Annotated in this window: 15 protein-coding genes and 1 pseudogene; 10 read left to right on the top strand and 6 right to left on the bottom strand. The window is 72.7% G+C overall.

All coding sequences use genetic code 11. From position 1 onward, the window contains the following. Positions 1-9 precede the first annotated feature (9 nt). From ACZ60J_RS22190 to ACZ60J_RS22200, 3 genes are all read right to left on the bottom strand, one after another. Entirely contained in the window at positions 10-492 is a 483-nt protein-coding gene (locus ACZ60J_RS22190) for a succinate dehydrogenase hydrophobic membrane anchor subunit (RefSeq protein WP_469684193.1), read from the bottom strand. A 5-nt stretch (positions 493-497) separates the two neighbouring features. Then, positions 498-878 carry a succinate dehydrogenase, cytochrome b556 subunit gene (gene sdhC / locus ACZ60J_RS22195; RefSeq protein WP_266880720.1) on the bottom strand — a complete coding sequence of 127 codons (381 nt, stop codon included), beginning with the start codon at positions 876-878 and terminating at the stop codon, positions 498-500. Between the two features lie 152 nt (positions 879-1030). Then, positions 1031-1552 (bottom strand): 2-oxo-4-hydroxy-4-carboxy-5-ureidoimidazoline decarboxylase, encoded by a 522-nt coding sequence (locus ACZ60J_RS22200; protein WP_469684195.1) that lies wholly within the window; start codon positions 1550-1552, stop codon positions 1031-1033. 538 nt (positions 1553-2090) lie between these two features. On the opposite strand from ACZ60J_RS22200, the gene ACZ60J_RS22205 reads away from it, so the two are divergent. Then, positions 2091-2888, top strand: a complete 798-nt coding sequence (locus ACZ60J_RS22205) for an RNA polymerase sigma factor (protein ID WP_469684853.1) — start codon at positions 2091-2093, stop codon at positions 2886-2888. Next, positions 2888-3949, top strand: a complete 1062-nt coding sequence (locus tag ACZ60J_RS22210) for a hypothetical protein (protein WP_469684197.1) — start codon at positions 2888-2890, stop codon at positions 3947-3949. Before ACZ60J_RS22205 ends, ACZ60J_RS22210 begins: the two co-directional genes overlap by 1 nt. Positions 3950-4195: 246 nt before the next feature. Here the strand turns inward: ACZ60J_RS22210 and ACZ60J_RS22215 are convergent, their stop codons facing one another. Next, entirely contained in the window at positions 4196-5074 is an 879-nt protein-coding gene (locus tag ACZ60J_RS22215; protein ID WP_469684199.1) for a L,D-transpeptidase family protein, read from the bottom strand. Positions 5075-5241: 167 nt separating this feature from the next. Between ACZ60J_RS22215 and ACZ60J_RS22220 the strand changes: the two genes are divergently transcribed. The 3 genes from ACZ60J_RS22220 (at position 5242) to ACZ60J_RS22230 (ending at position 8504) form a co-directional block, all read left to right on the top strand. Next, on the top strand, positions 5242-6825 hold the full coding sequence (locus ACZ60J_RS22220) for an acyl-CoA mutase large subunit family protein (protein WP_469684201.1): 1584 nt from the start codon (positions 5242-5244) through the stop codon (positions 6823-6825). Positions 6826-6904: 79 nt separating this feature from the next. Beyond that, the gene (leuE, locus tag ACZ60J_RS22225) at positions 6905-7576 is read left to right on the top strand and encodes a leucine efflux protein LeuE (protein WP_469684203.1); all 672 of its coding nucleotides are present in this window, start codon (positions 6905-6907) and stop codon (positions 7574-7576) included. 112 nt (positions 7577-7688) lie between these two features. Continuing rightward, positions 7689-8504: a hypothetical protein gene (locus tag ACZ60J_RS22230; RefSeq protein ID WP_469684205.1), complete on the top strand. Its 816-nt coding sequence runs from the start codon at positions 7689-7691 to the stop codon at positions 8502-8504. A gap of 13 nt (positions 8505-8517) precedes the next feature. On the opposite strand, the gene ACZ60J_RS22235 is transcribed toward ACZ60J_RS22230, so the two are convergent. Continuing rightward, the gene (locus ACZ60J_RS22235) at positions 8518-9879 is read right to left on the bottom strand and encodes a polysialyltransferase family glycosyltransferase (RefSeq protein ID WP_469684207.1); all 1362 of its coding nucleotides are present in this window, start codon (positions 9877-9879) and stop codon (positions 8518-8520) included. Continuing rightward, positions 9876-10892 carry a glycosyltransferase family 2 protein gene (locus tag ACZ60J_RS22240; protein ID WP_469684209.1) on the bottom strand — a complete coding sequence of 339 codons (1017 nt, stop codon included), beginning with the start codon at positions 10890-10892 and terminating at the stop codon, positions 9876-9878. Before ACZ60J_RS22240 ends, ACZ60J_RS22235 begins: the two co-directional genes overlap by 4 nt. A 176-nt stretch (positions 10893-11068) precedes the next feature. On the opposite strand from ACZ60J_RS22240, the gene ACZ60J_RS22245 reads away from it, so the two are divergent. The 5 genes and pseudogenes from ACZ60J_RS22245 to ACZ60J_RS22265 all read left to right on the top strand — a co-directional run bounded on the left by ACZ60J_RS22245 (position 11069) and on the right by ACZ60J_RS22265 (position 17258). Beyond that, positions 11069-12475 (top strand): DUF6716 putative glycosyltransferase, encoded by a 1407-nt coding sequence (locus ACZ60J_RS22245; protein ID WP_469684211.1) that lies wholly within the window; start codon positions 11069-11071, stop codon positions 12473-12475. A 389-nt stretch (positions 12476-12864) separates the two neighbouring features. Next, positions 12865-13218 (top strand): annotated as a pseudogene (locus ACZ60J_RS22250) (acylneuraminate cytidylyltransferase family protein); the annotation flags it as partial. 432 nt (positions 13219-13650) lie between these two features. Beyond that, entirely contained in the window at positions 13651-14559 is a 909-nt protein-coding gene (locus ACZ60J_RS22255; RefSeq protein WP_469684855.1) for an N-acetylneuraminate synthase family protein, read from the top strand. A gap of 123 nt (positions 14560-14682) precedes the next feature. Next, positions 14683-15840, top strand: coding sequence for a hypothetical protein (locus ACZ60J_RS22260; protein WP_469684213.1), 1158 nt, complete (start codon positions 14683-14685; stop codon positions 15838-15840). Positions 15841-15989: 149 nt separating this feature from the next. Beyond that, positions 15990-17258 carry an amidohydrolase gene (locus tag ACZ60J_RS22265; protein WP_469684857.1) on the top strand — a complete coding sequence of 423 codons (1269 nt, stop codon included), beginning with the start codon at positions 15990-15992 and terminating at the stop codon, positions 17256-17258. The last annotated feature ends 153 nt before the right edge of the window (positions 17259-17411 follow it).

Here is a 17411-nt window from a genome sequence, read left to right on the forward strand (position 1 = left end):
CCCCGTTGCCTAGCGGATGTTCGGGTCGAAGGTGAAGATCACCAGCGTGCCCAGAAGAATGGTGAACACCGTGGCGGTGTAGAGCAGGCCCTTGAGCCACAGCCGCGTGTTGGCGCGCTCCGCGTAGTCGTTGATGACGGTACGCAGACCGTTCGCGCCGTGCAGCATCGCGAGCCACAGCATCAGCAGGTCCCAGCCCTGCCAGAACGGGGAGGCCCAGCGGCCGGCCACGAAGGCGAAGCCGATCTTGGACACGCCGCCGTCGAGGACGAGCTGGATCAGCAGGTGGCCGAGGACCAGGACGACGAGCACGATGCCCGAGAGGCGCATGAAGAGCCACGCGACCATCTCGAAGTTGCCCCGGGTCGAGCGCGGCGTCTTGCTGGTGCGCTTGCGCGGGGCCTCGATGTACGGCGCCGGGTTGTCGACGTCGTAGAGGGACACGCCCTCCACGTCGCCGATGGCCTTTTCGAAAGAAGTGTCAGAAGACATGCGTGTCACTTCCCGAAGAGTTCGAGGTAAGCGTGTCCGAGGACGGGGTACAGGGCCCCGACCATCAGCACGACCCAGATGCCCACCACGGTCCAGAGCATCTGCTTCTGGTAGCGGGGGCCCTTGGACCAGAAGTCCACGGCGATGACACGGAGACCGTTGAGCGCGTGGAACAGGATTGCGGCGACGAGGCCGTACTCCAGCAGCGCGACGATCGGAGTCTTGTAGGTAGCCACGACATCGTCGTACGCCTCAGGGGAGACGCGGACGAGAGCGGTGTCGAGGACGTGTACGAACAGGAAGAAGAAGATGAGGACGCCGGTGACTCGATGAGCCACCCAGGACCACATTCCTTCCCGGCCGCGGTACAACGTTCCAGCCGGCACGGAAAACCCTCCGGAAGCGGGGTGAGGGCCAGCCGGCTTCTTTGTCGGTCGGGCCCGGCCGGGTACGGTCCTCCGGCCCCGGACATCGTAGCGACGCTTCGTCGGTTCCCTTGCTCGGGGGCCATCGGTGTGATCAAACAGGCACGGACGGACTATCCCACAGGGGCGAATAGCCCGAATTCGGCAGCAGATACCCCATCCGTCGAGGTCAGCCAATGTGTCAGGTCGGCGAGCCGGACCTGGGCGACACGGCGGAGCTCGTCCGCGGAGATGGCGCGCTCCTCGTCCACGTCCAGGCCCATCCGCCGCCGGATCGCGGCCAGCAGCTGGTCCGCCTGCTCCTCCGGGGTGGTCCCGTCGAGGCAGATCACGAAGGCGTGGCCGAAGGTCCGCTCGTACTCCCCGTGCGCCGCGTCGAGCGCGAGGACCGCGGCGTACGCGGCCCCGTGCTCCAGCTCCGGCGGGAACTCGCAGGCCAGCGCCTCGGAGAGGTCCGACTGGGAGAGGTCGTACGAGGCCTCGTCGGCGGCGGCGAGTAGCGCGCCGAAGTCGGGGTAAGGGCGGTGGGCGGCCACCCGCTGGGCCCAGCGCCGGCTGCCGCAGCACTGCAGCAGGGCGGAATGCGCGGCCTCGGGGGACAGGGCGTTGAACCGCACGAGCCCGGTGTCGTGCAACCCGGTGTCGTGAAAGGGGTCGGCGTCGTGGAGGGGCTCGGCGTCGTGGAGGGAGGGGGAGCCATGGGAAGGGCCGGAGTCTCCGCGGGCCTGTGCCGGAAGGTGGCTGGACAGCGGGGGGCTCCTCGTGGCGTGGCGCGGGTGTACCGCCACGCTATCGACGCGGAGCCGGGTGTGTCGTACCCATTCCCGGTTTTCACCCGGAAGTGAGCCGAAAGGATGACGGGAGTGCCTGTCGGACCGGGTGTGGGGCCGCTCGGAGACCCCTCGGGGGCGCGGGGCATGATGGCCCTGAGGGGGGCTGAAAGGGGGAGGGCGACCGAGGCCGCCACCCCCCACAGGAGAGGCCCCGGCCGCCATCCGTCGCGGACTCGTGCGACAAGCCCGCACCCCTGTCAGCGTCTTCGGTGCGTTTTGTGTCACACCTCGCTCCGCGCAGGGATGGTTGCGCGTTGTACAACTCGTGGACGAAGGTGCTTGAAAGCCGTAACGTGCTGATTTGCGCCACACAAACGGGACTGTGAACGGGTTGGGGATTTTGCTGGGGGACGACGCGGAGCTGACCACCGCGGTGCTCGCGGCACAAGACGGCGACGAGATCGCGTTCCGTTCTGTGTACCGTGCCGTGCACCCGCGCCTGCTCGGATACGTCCGCACGCTCGTCGGAGACGGCGACGCCGAGGACGTCGCCTCCGAGGCCTGGCTGCAGATCGCCCGCGACCTCGACTCCTTCACCGGCGACGCCGACCGCTTCCGCGGCTGGGCCGCCCGCATCGCCCGCAACCGGGCCCTCGACCACATCCGCATGCGCGGGCGCCGGCCCGCCGTCGGCGGGGACGAGACGGAGCTGACGGGCCACGCCGCCGAGTCCGACACCGCCGGCGAGGCCATGGAGTCCCTCTCCACCTGCCGCACGATGGAACTCATAGCCCAGCTCCCGCAGGACCAGGCCGAGGCCGTCGTCCTACGGGTGGTCGTCGGGCTGGACGCCAAGAGCGCGGCCGAGACCCTGGGCAAGCGCCCCGGCGCGGTGCGCACCGCCGCGCACCGGGGCCTGAAGAAGCTGGCCGAGCTGCTCGGCGAGGCCGCCGGCGGGGACTTCGACCCCGAGGCCGACCCCGACGCGGGGATCGGGTCAGGCGTGGGCCCGGCCGTCGGTGTCGGCGCCGGCGCCGGGCGGGGGCGCCGCCTCGGCGATAATGACGGGAGGAGCGCACGGGGCGCCGGGGGAGGGCGGGACCTCGACGCCGTACCGGCGCAGCGGGCCCGCGCCGCGGGCCTCGTAGAGCAAACCGGTGTGACGGATTCACGTTGGCGGACGCAGAAGGACATGTGATGGCCGACGAGCGCGACAGGTGGCTGGACCAAGCCGCGGCGGACCGACTGCTGCGCGGAGAACCGGCCGCACCTGGCGCCGAGCACCACGTCCAGGCCCGGGCCGAGCGGCTGCGCGCCGCCCTCGACGCACTCGCCGAGCCGCCGACGCAGTCCGGCGCCGAGGTCGGCGGGCTGCCCGGGGAACTGCGGGGAGAGGCCGCCGCGGTGGCCGCGTTCCGTGCGCGCCGCTCCGTGCTCCGGGCGGAACCGCAGACGAGCACTCCGGACGCCGAGCTGTTCGCCTCCGCGGACACGGTGGTCGAGCTCGGTGTGCCCGCCGGCCCGGCCGGACCGGGCCCCCGGCGCAGGAGGCCGGTCCGCTTCGCCCTCGCCGCCGCGGTGGCCGGCGTCGCCGTGGGCGGCCTGGCGGCCGCCGCGGGCGCCGGACTGCTGGACCGGGACTCCCGGGACGCCGCCGGCGGACTGCCGGCCGCCTCGGTGACGGTCGAACCCTCCTCGACGGCCTCGGTCCAGGGCCGCTTCTCGGCACCCCTCACCCCGCCCCTCAGCACCGTGCCGCAGGACGGCGACGGCCGGAGCGGCAGCCCGAGTCCGGGGGACACCCCGAACACGGGGGGACGTACGCCGGCGGTACCCGGCGAGGTCGCCGGGACGACCACCGGTACCGGCTCGGAACCGTCCGCGAGCGGGCAGACCGGGGCCACCGGGGACAAGGACGGCCGGGACCGGTCCCGCCAGGGCGGCGTCGACGGCATGTCGACGGACCCCGAAGGCTCGGGCCGGGACAAGGGGAGCCGCGGCGGTGCGGTGGAACTGTGCAAGGACTACCGGTCGGGGCGGATCGACGAGGCCCGCCGGGAGAAGCTCGTGCGCCTGGCCAAGGGGCTGATGCGGGTCCCGCGCTACTGCCAGGGGGTGCTCGACGCGGCCACCGGCGGCGGATCGAGCGGAGGCCTGCCTGGCTCCCCCACGGGTCCGGGATCCCCGTCGCGTTCGCTGGGGCTGGTCCCGGCCGGCACGGCTTCCCCGAAGTCCGCGGAGTCGGACCGGAGCCGCTGAGAACCGGGTACCGGACACTGGCCTGAAATGGTCCACGCCCCGCCTGTAACACTTTTCGAACCGGCGGCGCAGTACATAACGAGCCGACTGGTCATCGGCCGCGCATGAGCCGGGGTTCCCCCCGTACCCCTGGGCTCTGCGCACACGGCGCGGGCGGGATTCGTTCCCCCGATCCCGCCCGCGCCCTCAACTTCCCTCGTCCGGTGGCCCGGACGGGACATCCCCCGCCGCCCGGCCGCCCGTGCGTCACCAGTAGACGACGACCTTGTCGCCGACCTGCACCGCGTCGAACAGCGTCGCCAGCTTGGCCTTGTCCCGGACGTTCACGCAGCCGTGCGAAGCGCCGGCGTAGCCGCGGGCGGCGAAGTCGGCCGAGTAGTGCACGGCCTGGCCCCGGCTGAAGAACATCGAGTACGGCATCGGCGTGTGGTAGATCGTCGACGTCCAGTCCTTCGCCTTCCACTCCACCTTGAACTCGCCCTCGCGGGTCGGGGTGTTCTCCGAGCCGAAGCGCACGTCCAGCGTGGAGACGACCTTCCCGTCGATCATCCAGGCGAGGGTCCGGCTCTCCTTGCTGATGCACATCACGCGGCCCGTCATGCAGCGCGCGTCGGGAGCGTCCGGCTCGTTGACGGTCGGCGGGCGCAGCTCGTCGGCGGTCGGCTTCTTCGTGGCGCCCTGGATCTTCTTCCAGGTGGCCTCGTCCACGCCGCCGGTGGCGGGCAGGCCGTTCTTCGACTGGAAGGACTTGACCGCGGAAGTCGTCTTCGAACCGTAGAAACCGGTCGGAGCGACCGTCATCAGCTTGAGCTGGCGCAGCCGGGCCTGCAGTTCGCGGACCTGCTCGCTGTCGTCGCCGTTCGCCATGACCTGCTTCACGGTCGGCGAGGGCGAGGCGGAAGCGGAGGGCGAGGACGACGTGGACGGGGAAGCCGACGGCGAGGCGTCGCCCGGCTTGGCGTCCGTGGACGGCGAGGCGTCGGGAGAGGCGACCGCCGTGGGCGATGCGGGCGCGGAAGAACCGGATCCCGTGGCATCCGTCTTCTGCGGTCCGCAGGCGGTCGCGGCGAGCGCGACGGCGGTGGCCAGACCCAGTGCGCGGATTATGACTTTCTGGCGGTGCATTGCAGTCCCCCGATTTCTACGTGTGTATCTAGGTGATGCGACGTGGGCGTGGTCAGTTGCAGGGACGGCCGCGATGTTGCGCCATTGTGACCAGCGGCCGCCGCACGGTCGCCGCGGGGACGTTTTATCAGCCCAGGGCACCTCGTAGCCACGAAGGAGCGCGTCACATGGAGCGGCACACCGAGAGCGGGGTCCCGATCGCGCCCGTCTACCGCCCGGAGGACCTCGCCGGCTGGGACCCCGGGACCGAACTGGGGGAGCCGGGGGAGTACCCGTACACCCGGGGCGTCTACCCGACCATGTACACCGGACGGCCCTGGACCATGCGCCAGTACGCCGGGTTCGGTACCGCCGCCGAGTCCAACGCCCGCTACCGGCAGCTCATCGCCGGCGGCGCCGCCGGGCTGTCCGTGGCCTTCGACCTGCCCACCCAGATGGGGCACGACTCCGACGCCCCGCTCGCGCACGGCGAGGTGGGGAAGGTGGGCGTCGCGATCGACTCGGTCGAGGACATGCGGGTGCTGTTCGACGGGATCCCGCTCGACCGGGTGTCCACGTCGATGACGATCAACGCGCCGGCCGCGCTGCTGCTCCTGCTCTACCAACTGGTCGCCGAGGAGCAGGGGATCGACCCCGGTCTGCTGACCGGCACGGTCCAGAACGACGTGCTGAAGGAGTACGTCGCACGGGGGACCTACATCTTCCCGCCCGGCCCCTCCCTGAGGTTGACGGCCGACGTCTTCCGCTACTGCCGGGCCGAGCTCCCCCGGTGGAACACCATCTCCATCTCCGGTTACCACATGGCCGAGGCGGGGGCCTCGCCCGCGCAGGAGATCGCCTTCACGCTGGCCGACGCGATCGCGTACGTACGCACCGCGCTGGCCGCCGGGATGGAGGTCGACGCGTTCGCGCCCCGGCTCTCCTTCTTCTTCGTCGCCCGCACCACCCTTCTGGAGGAGGTCGCGAAGTTCCGTGCGGCCCGCCGGATCTGGGCCCGCGTCATGCGCGAGGAGTTCGGGGCCCGGGACCCGAAGTCGCTGATGCTGCGGTTCCACACCCAGACCGCCGGGGTGCAGCTGACGGCGCAGCAGCCCGAGGTCAATCTCGTACGGGTCGCCGTGCAGGGCCTGGCCGCCGTGCTGGGCGGCACCCAGTCGCTGCACACCAACTCCTTCGACGAGGCGATCGCGCTGCCCACCGAGAAGTCGGCCCGCCTCGCACTGCGGACCCAGCAGGTGCTGGCGTACGAGACGGACGTGCCGCACACCGTCGACCCCTTCGCGGGGTCCTACGCGGTGGAGCGGATGACGGACGAGGTGGAGGCGGCGGCGCTCGACCTGATGGCGCGGGTCGAGGCGATGGGCGGGGCGGTGGCCGCGATCGAGGCGGGCTTCCAGAAGGAGGAGATCGAGCGGAACGCGTACCGGATCGCCCGGGAGACCGAGAGCGGCGAGCGCGTGGTGGTCGGGGTGAACCGCTTCGCGCTGGACGAGGAGGAGCCGTACGAGCCGCTGCGCGTGGATCCGGCGATCGAGGACCGGCAGCGGGCGTCCCTCGCAGCCCTTCGGGCGGGCCGCGACGGGGCGGCCGTGGACGAGGCGCTGGCGGCGCTCCGGGAGGCGGCGGCGGGCACGGAGAACGTGCTCTATCCGATGCGGGAGGCACTGCGGGCCAGGGCCACGGTGGGGGAGGTGTGCGGGGCGCTGCGTGAGGTGTGGGGGACGTACGTGCCGGCTGATTCCGGCTGGTGACCGTGGCTGATTGCGATGTGGTCCCAGTCCGTGGAATCCAGTGGCGCGACAGGTGTGTCCCCATGGGACACTCCTGCACATGCTGGGTGTCACAGATCTTCCGACGTACGTCGCCGGCCTGGTGCTGATCATTTTGCTGCCGGGGCCGAACTCGCTCTACGTGCTCTCCGCCGCCGCGCGCGGCGGGGTCCGCCACGGGTACCGGGCCGCCGCCGGCGTGTTCACCGGAGACGCCGTGCTCATGACCCTGGCCGCGGTCGGCGCCGGGGCGCTGCTGCAGACCAACCCGATCGTGTTCGGCGTCGTCAAGGTGCTCGGCGCCGGATACCTGAGCTGGCTCGCCCTCGGCATGCTGCGGGGCGCGTGGACCATGTGGCGTGCCCGCGGCGAGCGGGCCGGGGCCGGCGAGGGCGCCCCGGGCGGGCCCGTGGACGCCGAGGCGGAGGCCGGGGACCTGGAGCGGCCCTACCGGCGGGCGCTGCTGATCAGTCTGTTCAACCCGAAGGCCATCCTCTTCCTGATGTCCTTCTTCGTGCAGTTCGTGGACACGGCCTACGCCTACCCGGCGCTGTCGTTCCTGCTGCTCGGCAGCCTGATGCAGATCGGCAGCTTCCTCTACCTGACCACGCTGATCTTCGGCGGGGACCGCCTGGCGGCGACCTTCCGGCGCCGCAAGCGGCTCGCCGCCGGGGCCAGTTCGGCGGCGGGCGTGGTCTTCCTGGGCTTCGCGGCGAAGCTGGCGGTGAGCTGACCCGCGCGTCGGCCCGGACGCCGGCCCGACCCGTTTCGACCGATTCGCCGTACAACCATCGGGCGGTCCCGGCGGTCCCCTGATCGACCGAAGAATCGATCTGGGGGGATCAATGAAGAAGCACATCCGCACGGTCCGCTGTGCGGTGACGGCCGCGGCGGCCGTACTGGCCGTGTCCGCGGCCGCCCGCGCCGTGGACCATACGGCGTCCGCTGTGTCCGCTGTGTCCGCGTCGCCCGCAGTGACCACGGCGCCCACGGCGACCACAGTCACACCGGCCACCCCGGCGCCCAAGGCGCCCACCGAGGACGGGAAGCCGTTCCTCTCCTTCGACCACCTGGCGGCCGCGAACGTGGTCTCCCTCGCGTACCCGGACACGGTGGTCTCCGGCTACATCACGGTCCACGACCCCCGCACCGGCTCGACCAAGCCGTTCACGGGCGCGTTCACGGCCAGGACCGGCTCCGTCATCACACAGCTCGCCACCGACGCGCGGGGGCGGTTCGAGTCCCGGGTCACCGCCTCCGGTGCCGAGAACGGCGACGGAGAGGACTCCTACAAGACGGCCGTCCACCTGGCGGCCGAGGCGGACGGCGTCAGGGGCGAGACGTCCGTACCGGTGCCCGTGGCGGCCGTGACCGCGCGCATCGCCCTGGACTCCCCGACCCTGACCGGCCCCTACGGAACGGACGCCCGGGTCAGCGGAACCGTCACCTGGGAGTCCGCCGACGGCACGTGGAAGCCGGTGCCCGCGGGGGCCGCCATCAGCGTGGGCGGGGCGTCCGCCCGCACGGACGACGCCGGCCGCTTCACCGTGGTCCAGCCCTTCCGCGGGGACACCACGTGGAAGGTGCGGGACAACACGCCCTGGCTGAGCACCACGAACATGAACGTCACCGTGGACACCACGGCCGGCACCGCCCCGTAGCCGCCTCGGCCGGCTACCCGACCGCCCTGCGCAGCAGCCGGGCCAGCCGGCGGGCGGCGCGGCTGCGGGGCAGGAAGGACAGCTGTGCCGGGATGCCGCCCGGCAGGCCCAGCGTGGTCAGCCGGCGGCGGGTGAAGTAGCGCCAGGTGTCCGGGGTCAGGTGCGCGGTCAGCCAGCGCTCGGCCTCCGCGCGGTGCTCCGTCAGGATCTTCGGCTGCATGGTGAAGCCCACCGCCGCGAGCAGGCCCGCCAGGTCCGCCGCGACCCGTTCGGGTCCCGGCGGGGTCCAGGAGCGTACGGCCGCGGGGTCCGCGAGGTCGGGCAGCAGGGCGTCGGCCAGGACGAGCGGGATCCGGTTGCTGTTCGGGTACGGGGACAGCCGCGCGAGGACGGTCCCCGTGCCGGTCCGGGCCACCGGGAGCCCGTACAGCGTGGCGGCGGTGAGCAGTCCCGTGGAGAAGCAGCCGACGACCAGGGCCGGGCGCAGCCGCTCGTAGAGGGTCTCGGCGAGCACCGGGGTGCTCAGTACGGTGAGCCGGACGCCGAGCCGCCCGGCCTCCTCCTCCGCACGGCGGGAGTAGGCGGCGGGGGCGCTGGGGTGGGGTTTGAAGACCAGCTCGCGGTGGCCCAGCGCGTGCGCGCCCCGGACCATCTCCACGTGCAGTTCCTCCTCCTCGGCGGCGGTCACCAGGTCGAGGGCGGAGAGGTACTGGCCCAGCAGGAGCGCGGGGGCCGCGGACGAGGCGGTCTCGATCTCCGGGGTCTCGATCTCCGGCGTCTGGACCGCCGCGTCGAGCTCGCCGATGACCTTGAGGAAGGCGGCGGCCGGGATCGCCTCGGCCCGTACTCCGAACTCGGTCAGCAGCAGCGGCTCCAGGCCCGGTACGAGGTCCAGGTGCAGCACCCTCCGTACGCGCATCCCGAGCGCCGGGTCGAGCCGGAAGCGGGTGGGGCCGTAGCTCATCAGCCCGTCGGCGTAGACCTCCATGGCCGCCCCGGGGAAGAGCCGGCACAGGCTCTGCGCGGGCGGCACCTGGAGCGATTCCACGATCAGCTCGACGCGGTCGGTGCCCAGGCCCCAGGAGGCGCGCAACTGGCGTTCCCACAGCGGGACGTCCTCGGCCCGCGGGCTCCAGGTGCTGGGGTGCTGCGGGGCGATGACGGCGTTCCAGTCGAGGACCGTGTCGAAGCGGCTGCTCAGGGCGGCGAAGCCGGGCGCGTCGGGCAGGCCGGGGGTGATCTCGGCGGTGACGGAGTGGTTGCTGGTCAGCAGGATCCGGCGGCCGGCGGGCGGGAACAGGTCCGCGTCGAGGGCGGCGGCGAGGGTGGCCGTGCCGTAGAGGGTGGAGGCCAGGAAGATCTGGGTGACGTTCACGCCGTCACCCCGGCGGACGCGGCGGGAGCGGCGGGGGTCGCGGGGGCGGATCCGGCCGTGGAGCGGCGGCGGAGCCGGCGGAGCAGGGCCGCGCGGTCGGCGTCCATCGCGTCGAGGGTCCGGTCCAGGAGCTGCTGCGGCATTCTGCCGAGTGCGGCCGTGCTCATCGATCGGAGTTTTCTGGCCACGGACGGTTCGAACCTTTCGATGGACCCGACATGGTGCGCGATAATTGCACAGTATGTTCGGACGGCCTTCGGGAGGAGGAGATCGGATTCCCGGTCGGCGGCCGTTTCCGACAGAACTTGATCGAATGCCCGAATGAAATCGAGCTGCCGCTCGTCGCCGATTTGTGTCAGCGAGGTGGAAACCCCGCGACGGTAGAAGATTCCGGGCAGACCGACCGGGGCGAAGGACTCCGCCTCCCGGTGCAGCCGCCAGATCCACGGCCGGTCCTCCGCCGTCCGCAGACCGTCCGTGAAGTGCAGCAGCCCGCGGTCCAGCAGCCGCCGGTGGTACATCCCCGCCCAGGCGTACGGATAGTCCACCGAGGTCGCCCGGGCGACGGGCAGGATCGCGCCGCGAGGATCGGCCACCACCGACTCCGGCCCGTAGGGGACGCGCTGGACACTGCGCGTCCTGCCCGTGCACTGGACATGGTCGGTGCGCACGAAATCGCAGTTCAGAGCCTCGATGGCGGCCAGGGTGCGGGCCAGGTGGCCCGGCGCCAGCCAGTCGTCCCCGTCCAGGAAGGCGATGTACTCCCCGCGGGCCGCGTCCAGACCCGTGTTGCGCGCCGTCGCCAGGCCGCCGTTGCGCTCGTGTCTGAGGTGCACCGCGCCGGGCAGCTCGCGGGCCGCCCGTTCCAGGAGCGCGGGCGTCCCGTCCGTCGAGCGGTCGTCGACGAGCAGGAACTCGAAATCGTCCCGGGCGTTGACTTCGAGGCTTTTCAGGGCATCCGGCGCATACGTCTGCACGTTGAAGAACGGCACGACAACAGAGAGCTTGAGCACTCGCGAGACATTAGGGCGCCGCTCGTCATTCACTGTGGCCCGGACACGGATTCCATGTGAACGACGCACGGCAGGCACGTTAACCCGCACGCTTTCGCATGGAGTCGACGGGCTGTTAACCCGCTGTTGTGCGTTCGTTGGGCCGATCACCGAAAAGCCGGAATAACTTCTGCCGGGTGCCAGCAAGCAACCGCGCGGCCCATCGGGCCGCCCTCCGTGTGGCCGTACTCGCCGATTCCGACACCCGCTGGAAATGGGGAGCGCTCACCGCGCGCCGCCTTTCCCCGGAACCGGACTCCGTCCACCTGACCGGATACCTGCTCCGCGGCCGGGCCACGCCCACGGCGCGCCAGCTCGGCGAGGTCGGGGTCCGGGCGGACCGGCTCACCGAAGTCACCTGCGCGGGATTCCTCGCCGAACTGTCGGCGGCGGAGCGGGAACCCGGCGACCGGTACGACGTGGTCGTCCTCGCCCTGGTCGGCGGCGCCGTCCAGGCCGTCCTGCACGGGGCCCGCGCCCTGTGGCCGGAGCCCGCCGCACGGCCGGCGTTCGTCACCGGGTACGTCGGAGTCGTCTACGAGAAGCTCGCCGACGGCCTGCTGCTGCGCCACGGGGCCGACCTGGTCCTCGCCAACTCCCGCCACGACGCCGGGCGGTTCCGCGCGGTCTACGAGGGGGTCGGCGCCGACGCCGGGGCCGTCGTGGAAACCGCCCTCCCCTTCCTCGAACCGGCCGACGCGCACGGGTACGAGCCTGCGGGGAGCACCGCCCTCCGGGTGGTCTTCGCGGTCCAGCCGTCCGTGCCGGACGCCCGCGCGGACCGTGCGTACCTGCTGCGCCGCGCCGCGGAACACGCCCGGCTGCACCCCGGGCGCGAGGTGCTGATCAAACTGCGCAGCCGGCCGGGGGAGCACACCACGCACCTGGAGGAGCTTCCCTACCAGCGCCTGGCGGAGCAGCTCCCCGGCGGGCTCCCCTCCAACTGCCGTCTGGTGTACGGGAACATGGGCGAGGTCCTGGACACCACGGACCTGCTGGTCACCGTCTCCTCCACGGCGGCCCTGGAGTCCCTCCACCGGGGCATCCCGACGGCCGTCCTGACCGACCTCGGCGTCCGCGAGACCCTCGGCAACCACCACTTCCTGGGCTCCGGCTGCCTGGCCTCCTGGACCCAGCTCGACGCGGGCCTCCTCCCCGAGGCCGACCCCCGGTGGCTCGCAGCCCAGGGCGTCGGCAACCCGGCGGTGGCCGTGCCCGGACCGGCTGCGGCCCCCGCCCCGGGCCCCGCCGACCAGTACGCCGCCGCGCAGGCGCACCTCGCGAAGCTGCTCGGCGGGGGACCGCTCCCGCCCGTGGCGCCCTACTACACCCGGGACACCGCGCCGGGGTACCTGCCCGGGATCCTGGCCAGGCACCATCTCGGCCCCGACGGGCACCCGTTGCCCGGCGCGGCCCGGACCGGCACCGAGGGGTCCCGGCTGCGCCGCCGGCTCCGCGCCCACCTGCGCGAAGCCGCCCGGGGCGCCTACCGTCACGGCGTCCAGCGCGTCGCGCCGGTGATCCGCCGCATGGGGGAGCTGTGAGCCCCCGCCCGGCCCGAGCCGTCACCCGCGCCGCCGTCGCCCGCGCGGCCGCGACCCGCGCCGCGGCCGCCACCCGCGCCGCAGCTACGGCCCCCGCAGCTACGGCCCCCGCTACGACGCCCCCCGCTGCCGTGCCGGCCGCCAGGCCCGCCGCCGCACCGCCCACCGCCGCGCCGCCGACTGCTGCAACAGGCGCAGCAGCCACCACTCCGCCCGCCGGCGGAGGCGCCGCCGCCACGCCCGCCGATGTCGCACGTGCCGCAGCCACGCCCGCCGCCGCGACCCGCGCCGCTGCTGCGCCCGCGGCAGCGACACGCCTCGCCGCCGTTCCCGGGCCGGCCGCCGCGGGGGCGCTCCGGGAGGTCCGTGCCGTGCCCAGGGTGCTCGCCGTGATCCCCGCACGCGGGGGGTCCAAGGGGGTGCCCGGGAAGAACCTGGCCGACGTCGGCGGGATGCCGCTCGTGGTCCGGGCCGTCCGGGCCTGTCTGGGGGCCGCGACCGTCACCGACGTCCTGGTGTCCACCGACTCCGAGGCCATCGGCGACGCGGCCCGCGGGGCCGGGGCCGTGGTGCTGCGGCGGCCCGCCGGGATCTCCGGGGACACCGCCACCAGCGAGGCCGCCCTGCTGCACGCGCTCGACGCCTTCGAGGAGCTGCACTCCGTCACCGTCGACGTGGTCCTCCTCGTCCAGTGCACCAGCCCCTTCGTCACCGCCTCCGACGTGGAGTCCGTCGCCGCCGCCGTCGCGTCCGGCGCCGCCGACTCCGCGCTCACCGCAGCCCCCTTCCACGGCTTCCTCTGGCGGGCGGCGCCCGACGGCTCCGGGACCGGGGTCAACCACGACACCTCGTACCGCCCCCGCCGCCAGGACCGCCCCCAGGACCTCCTGGAGACCGGCGCCGCCTACGCCATGGACGCCGCCGGCTTCCGGACCGCCCGCCACCGGTTCTTCGGGCGGACCGTCCCGGTCGCCACCGACCCGGCGCGGGTGCTGGAGATCGACGACCCGCACGACCTGGCCCGAGCCCGCGCCCTCGTCCCCGTACTCGCCCCGCTCGCCCCCCTCACCGCACCGGCCCGCACACCCCGCCCGGCCGCGGCCACCACCCCGCTCCCCACCCCGACCCCCACCGCACCCCCTCGTACACCCCACGCTCCGAAGGACAGCCCTGCCATGACGGTCACCCCCGCCCCCCGCCTCCGTACCTTCGGCTCCCGCACCGCCGGACCGGGCCACCCCGTCTACGTCGTCGGCGAGATCGGCATCAACCACAACGGCGATCTCGGCAACGCCCTCGCCCTCATCGACGCCGCCGCCGAAGCCGGCTGCGACGCCGTGAAGTTCCAGAAGCGCACCCCCGAGATCTGCACCCCCCGCGACCAGTGGGACATCGAGCGCGACACCCCCTGGGGCCGGATGACCTACATCGACTACCGCCACCGCGTGGAGTTCGGCGAGAGCGAGTACCGCGCCATCGACGAACACTGCGCCAAGCGCGGCATCGACTGGTTCGCCTCCCCGTGGGACACCGAGGCCGTCGCCTTCCTGGAGAAGTTCGACGTCCCCGCCCACAAGGTCGCCTCCGCCTCCCTCACCGACGACGAGCTGCTGCGCGCCCTGCGCTCCACCGGCCGCACCGTCGTCCTCTCCACCGGCATGTCCACCCCGAAGCAGATCCGGCACGCGGTGGAGGTGCTCGGCAGCGACAACATCCTTCTCTGCCACGCCACTTCCACGTACCCGGCCAAGGCCGAGGAGCTCAACCTGCGGGTGATCAACACCCTGCGGGAGGAGTACCCGAACGTCCCGATCGGCTACTCCGGCCACGAGACGGGTCTGCAGACCACCCTGGCCGCCGTGGCCCTCGGCGCCTCCTTCGTGGAGCGCCACATCACCCTCGACCGCGCGATGTGGGGCTCCGACCAGGCCGCCTCCGTGGAGCCGGGCGGCCTGACCCGCCTGGTCCGCGACATCCGCACCATCGAGACCGCGCTGGGCGACGGCATCAAGCGGGTCTACGACTCCGAGCTCGCCCCCATGAAGAAGCTCCGCCGCGTCCAGGGGGAGCTCGCCACCGTATAGGCCGGCGCCCCGACCCGTAGGCCGGGCCGCGCCCGGCCCCTCCCGGGGCTCCGCCCCGGACCCCGCGCCCCACACGCCGGCGGGGCTGGATCTCCGGCCCCGCCACCCTCTCCCGAGGAGTACGTGGTGACCCCCTCAGCACCTGCCCCGACCCTGGCCTTCGTCGAAAGCCCGGTCCAACTGCTCAACGTCCTGGAGTGGGCGCACGCCCGAGGGGCCGACCGGCTCCTCGGAGCCGTCCCGCGGCAACCGGCCCGCGGCGGCGGGAGCGATCCCGCTCCGGGCGCGCCGGTCGCCGCCGGGGGGCTGCGGATCGTGGTGCTCCCGCCCACCGACCCGATGTCCCGCGGGCAGCTGCGCCGGATGGCGGGGCTGGCCCGGGACGAGGGGCACGAGGTGTGCTGGCAGGAGGCCCGCGGCGGCCGGTTCGCGCCCGTCAAGGCCTTCGCGGCGCTCGCGCGGGAGGTACGGGCGGCCGAGCGGGTGGTGATAGGGGATCCGTTCTCCCGCTACGTGCAGCTCCTGCTCACGCTCGTCCGGGCCGAGGAGCTCGTCGTGGTCGACGACGGCACCGCGACCATGGAGTTCATCGCCCAGACGGCCCGCGGCGAGCGCCTCGTGCGCTGGCACCGGGTCGGCGGCGGAGGCCTCCCGGGCCGGCTGCGGGAGCTGGCGTACGCGCCGGTCTCGGCGACGGCCCGGCGGCGGTTCACCCCGGGCCCGGACGGCGGACGCCGCGTCGAGGTGTTCAGCTCGATGCCGGTCACCGCGCACGGCGGGATGACCGTCCGGCTCAACGACTTCGCCTGGACCCGGGCCCGGTTCGGCCCGCCCCGGCTGACCAAGGGCACCGACCTGGTCGGGACCTCGCTGGTGGAGACCGGCGTCGTCGACCCGGACCGCTACCTGGAGGCGGTCCGCGCCCTGACCCTGGAACACGGCGCGACCCGCTACTTCGCCCACCGCCGGGAGGCCCCGGAGAAGCTGCGCCTGCTGAGCGAGGCGACGGGGCTGGAGATCGTACGCCCGGACCTGCCGCTGGAGCTGATCGCCCGGCGGGGACCGGTCGGCCGGACGATCGTCAGCTTTCCGTCCACGGTCGTCCACACCCTGCCGTACGCGCTGATCGGCACCGGTGTGACCGTGGCCGTATGCGATGTCGATCCGAGCTGGCTCACCCCGTCGGCCTCGGAGCGGGCCCGCGGTTTCCTCGCCGGAGTCACCGACACCGCCCGTGATGTGCACAGACTTCCTGCTCAGACGGCTTCGGCGGCCGGATGAGTGCAGAGTTAAGCGCGCGAGTTTACCCGCGCGTCCATCCGGTCATGCGTCCAGAGGCCGGGTTTCTTTCCCCTAACGGCATGAACTTTTGGTGATCTCCAGCCAGTTGACCCATGGGTGCGCCTACCCTTGAACGGGTGAACCAGTTGATGTCCCGCGAGTCCCAGACCGCCCAGCCCGCCGCGCCCGACCGGCCCGAGCTGCCCGGCAAGCTTCCGGACCACCTGCGTGCCGAACTGATCGCCTTCCGCCGGGACTTGCACATGCATCCCGAGCTAGGACACCAGGAGTTCCGCACCACGGCGGCGATCAAGGCCCGGCTGGAGAAAGCGGGCCTGCGCCCGAGGGTGCTGAAGTCGGGCACCGGCCTCATCTGTGACGTCGGCACCTGGGACGGCGTACGTCCCATGCTGGCCCTGCGCGCGGACATCGACGCCCTGCCCATCCCGGATGCCAAGACGCACGTCTCGTACCGCTCCACCGTCCCGGACCGCGCCCACGCCTGCGGCCACGACGTGCACACCACCGTGGTGCTCGGCGCCGGCCTCGTCCTCGCCGAGCTCGAACGCCGCGGCGAGCTGCCCCGGCCCGTGCGGCTGCTCTTCCAGCCCGCCGAGGAGGTGCTGCCCGGCGGCGCCACCGAGGCCATCGACTCCGGGGTGCTCGACGGCGTGGGCAAGATCATCGCCCTGCACTGCGACCCCCGGGTCGACGCCGGCCGCATCGGCCTGCGCACCGGGCCCATCACCTCGGCCTGCGACCGGCTGGAGGTCACCCTCGAAGGCCCCGGCGGGCACACGGCCCGTCCGCACCTGACCACCGACCTGGTGACGGCGGCCGCCCGGCTCGCCCTCGACCTGCCGGCGCTGCTGACCAAGCGGATGGACGCCCGCTCGGGAATGTCGGTCACCTGGGGCAGGATCGAGGCCGGGCACGCCTGCAACGTCATCCCGATGCACGCGGAACTGTCCGGAACCGTTCGGTGCCTGGACCTGGCTTCCTGGCACGAGGCCCCCGACCAGATCCACGCGATCATCGACGAGATCGCCTCGATGCACCGCGCGAAGTCGGAGATCACCTACGTGCGCGGGGTCCCCCCGGTCGTCAACGATCCGGTGGTCACCGAACTGCTGCGCGAGGCGATGAGCGCCCGGCGCGGGGCCGACGCGGTCGAGGACACCGAGCAGAGCCTGGGCGGCGAGGACTTCTCCTGGTACCTGGAGCACGTCCCGGGGGCCATGGCGCGCCTGGGCGTCCGTACGCCGGGGGACACCACGAAGCGGGATCTGCACCGGGGCGATTTCGACGTGGACGAGACCGCGATCGGGGTCGGAGTGGAGTTCTTCACGGCCGCGGCCCTGCTCGACGGCAAGCCGTTCGAAGCGCGACGCGCCAGGCTCGCGGGGTCGGCCGGGTAGAAGTTCTTACAACATCGGCGGTTGATCCGGCGGACGCGTCCGGCCCTTGGTACACATGGGTCGGGCGCGTCGGCTGTTACTGATCGGTCACTGTCCGGTTCACGACGATCCGATAACGACTCATGAACGGGCCTTTAACTGACATCTACGCGC

Source organism: Streptomyces sp. NPDC104226 (assembly GCF_055584085.1).

What these genes read in the sequence shown, in the direction of transcription:
- ACZ60J_RS22190 (WP_469684193.1), bottom strand. Translation starts at nt 492, where the DNA reads ATGTCTTCTGACACTTCTTTCGAAAAGGCCATCGGCGACGTGGAGGGC.
- ACZ60J_RS22210 (WP_469684197.1), top strand. Translation starts at nt 2,888, where the DNA reads ATGGCCGACGAGCGCGACAGGTGGCTGGACCAAGCCGCGGCGGACCGA.
- ACZ60J_RS22215 (WP_469684199.1), bottom strand. Translation starts at nt 5,074, where the DNA reads ATGCACCGCCAGAAAGTCATAATCCGCGCACTGGGTCTGGCCACCGCC.
- ACZ60J_RS22220 (WP_469684201.1), top strand. Translation starts at nt 5,242, where the DNA reads ATGGAGCGGCACACCGAGAGCGGGGTCCCGATCGCGCCCGTCTACCGC.
- leuE (WP_469684203.1), top strand. Translation starts at nt 6,905, where the DNA reads ATGCTGGGTGTCACAGATCTTCCGACGTACGTCGCCGGCCTGGTGCTG.
- ACZ60J_RS22230 (WP_469684205.1), top strand. Translation starts at nt 7,689, where the DNA reads ATGAAGAAGCACATCCGCACGGTCCGCTGTGCGGTGACGGCCGCGGCG.
- ACZ60J_RS22255 (WP_469684855.1), top strand. Translation starts at nt 13,651, where the DNA reads ATGACGGTCACCCCCGCCCCCCGCCTCCGTACCTTCGGCTCCCGCACC.
- ACZ60J_RS22265 (WP_469684857.1), top strand. Translation starts at nt 15,990, where the DNA reads ATGTCCCGCGAGTCCCAGACCGCCCAGCCCGCCGCGCCCGACCGGCCC.